Raw genomic sequence first — 1,871 nt, 5'->3', positions numbered from 1 at the left:
AACAAGAGCAATTAGATGCACCTATACAAGATATTGAATATGCACCAACTCAACAACAAACGGCGGTGTGAGATGGAACAAAGAACAGCAGAATGGTTTCAAGCGCGCTTAGGAAAAGTCACTGCTTCAAATGTTTACAACGTACTCAGTAAGACAGCAAAAGGTTTGCCTACAAGCAAATATGAAGATTACAAAACGAAACTCATGACAGAACGCTTAATAGAGGAAGTAAGCCAATCTTATACAACACCTGCTATGCAATGGGGCATTGAACATGAAGAGAATGCACATGTTTACGGTTATGCCGAGGTTCACGGCAATTCTCGTATTTATGGCAAAGCAGAAGTTTTAGATGAACCATGTATTTACGGTCATGCAGAAGTTTACGGTGATGCATATATTTGCGGTGAACCGCACGTTTTTGATAATGCAGAAGTTTATGGCAATGCACAAGTTTACGGTGAGGGATACATTTACGATAGGGCGCGTGTTTACGGCAATGCGCAAGTTTACGGTGATGCGCATATTTACGGTCATGCAAAAATTTACGGTGAAGCATGTGTATGTTGGGACGACTGGATTGATGACGATAGAAGAATCTCAACTAGAGAAAAAACCAGATGAGAAAATACGAACTTACTGATGAAACAATTGAGTTTGATGGATACATTACGCTTTACCGCATCCGTGCATTGAAAGACTTTGGAGATGTAAAGGCAGGTGATCTTGGCGGCTTTATAGAGCATGAAGACAATTTAAGTCATGAAAACGATTGTTGGATTTATAATGATGCCAAGGCGTATTTGTTTGCCAATATTTACGATAGCGCTAAGGTTTTTGATAACGCACAAGTTGCTTATAGTGCAGAGATTTTTGGAAATGCAAAAATTTATAATAACGTCAAAATATATAGAGGTCATATTTTTGGAAGCGTAGAAATTTATGGAAATGTGGTTATCGATAATGATTCAAGAATTTATGGCGATACAAAAATTTATGATAATTCAGAAGCTTGTAAACGAACTATGACCGCCCAGAACGGCGACTCTTCAGCAAAAGACGACATTCCTTTCTAGCAACACAAACAAAATTTTAACACCAGCGTGATTCACGCCACGAGTGAATTACATCTAAAATGAAGGGGAATAAACATGCCACACCGCCCACCGACTATCACGCAACCAGCTATTGCTCGTGCTTTAAGAGAAGCTAAAAACAAGGATGTGAACTCATAGAAATCAAACCTACAGGGGAATTATTAATTCATATCAATAAAACCATAACACCAACAACGACAGATAATACTTATAGCATTGATGATTTTCCACCACTTGAAAACGAGCAAGAAGACTACGAGACCAGCAAAAGCTGCCCCTCTGTCGACGGTATAAAGTTTTAGCCATGCCAAAACGCCGTCCACCGCATCTTGTTCGTGAACGTACACGCCATGGTAAAGTTATATGGTATGTACGTATTGGTCATGGACCACGGTTTCGGATTGAAGGAACCTATGGAACGCAAGAGTTTGTTGACAATTATACGCTGGCTATTAAACAAGCGCAAAATGGCTCCTCCAAAACAAAGAGGCGTACCAGACTCACAGAAGGGTCTTTCGATTGGTTGTTGCATCAGTATTTACAAAGCATGCAATGGCATAATCAATCAGAATCTACTAAAAAAGTTAAATATCGAATTCTGAATAATGTTTCTAAACATATCGGTGATCGTGCATATAAAAGCATAAACAAACAACACATTCTTGAAGCCGTAGATAGAAGGCGAGAGACCCCCGCGGCGGCAAAACATTTTTTGACCTCTTTAAACAGTCTCTTTAATTGGGCGGTTGATAATGCCCTTTTAAATAGAAATCC

The 1,871-nt window shown here is 39.4% G+C and carries 4 protein-coding genes; 3 read left to right on the top strand and 1 reads right to left on the bottom strand.

Annotated elements, in window-relative coordinates; genetic code table 11:
• Nucleotides 1-72: 72 nt before the first annotated feature.
• The gene (locus tag ACFIJS_RS08895) at nucleotides 73-624 is read left to right on the top strand and encodes a YqaJ viral recombinase family protein (protein ID WP_375651250.1); all 552 of its coding nucleotides are present in this window, start codon (nucleotides 73-75) and stop codon (nucleotides 622-624) included.
• On the top strand, nucleotides 621-1,076 hold the full coding sequence (locus tag ACFIJS_RS08890; RefSeq protein ID WP_375651248.1) for a hypothetical protein: 456 nt from the start codon (nucleotides 621-623) through the stop codon (nucleotides 1,074-1,076). Before ACFIJS_RS08895 ends, ACFIJS_RS08890 begins: the two co-directional genes overlap by 4 nt.
• A gap of 192 nt (nucleotides 1,077-1,268) precedes the next feature.
• Here the strand turns inward: ACFIJS_RS08890 and ACFIJS_RS08885 are convergent, their stop codons facing one another.
• Nucleotides 1,269-1,403 carry a hypothetical protein gene (locus ACFIJS_RS08885; RefSeq protein ID WP_375651252.1) on the bottom strand — a complete coding sequence of 45 codons (135 nt, stop codon included), beginning with the start codon at nucleotides 1,401-1,403 and terminating at the stop codon, nucleotides 1,269-1,271.
• On the opposite strand from ACFIJS_RS08885, the gene ACFIJS_RS08880 reads away from it, so the two are divergent.
• The coding region (locus ACFIJS_RS08880) for a phage integrase central domain-containing protein (protein ID WP_404978541.1) at nucleotides 1,402-1,871 on the top strand (470 nt) is incomplete at its 3' end. The genes ACFIJS_RS08885 and ACFIJS_RS08880 overlap by 2 nt on opposite strands.

The organism is Bartonella sp. OT172YNZD (genome assembly GCF_042193725.1).
Lineage (GTDB): Bacteria > Pseudomonadota > Alphaproteobacteria > Rhizobiales > Rhizobiaceae > Bartonella > Bartonella grahamii_A.
Note: the sequence above shows the minus strand (reverse complement) of the source record. Positions and strands in the feature narration are given on the sequence as shown.

Bases quoted from the DNA above. Each gene is read 5' to 3' on its own strand.
- ACFIJS_RS08895 (WP_375651250.1), top strand. From the start codon at position 73: ATGGAACAAAGAACAGCAGAATGGTTTCAAGCGCGCTTAGGAAAAGTC.
- ACFIJS_RS08885 (WP_375651252.1), bottom strand. From the start codon at position 1,403: ATGGCTAAAACTTTATACCGTCGACAGAGGGGCAGCTTTTGCTGGTCT.
- ACFIJS_RS08890 (WP_375651248.1), top strand. From the start codon at position 621: ATGAGAAAATACGAACTTACTGATGAAACAATTGAGTTTGATGGATAC.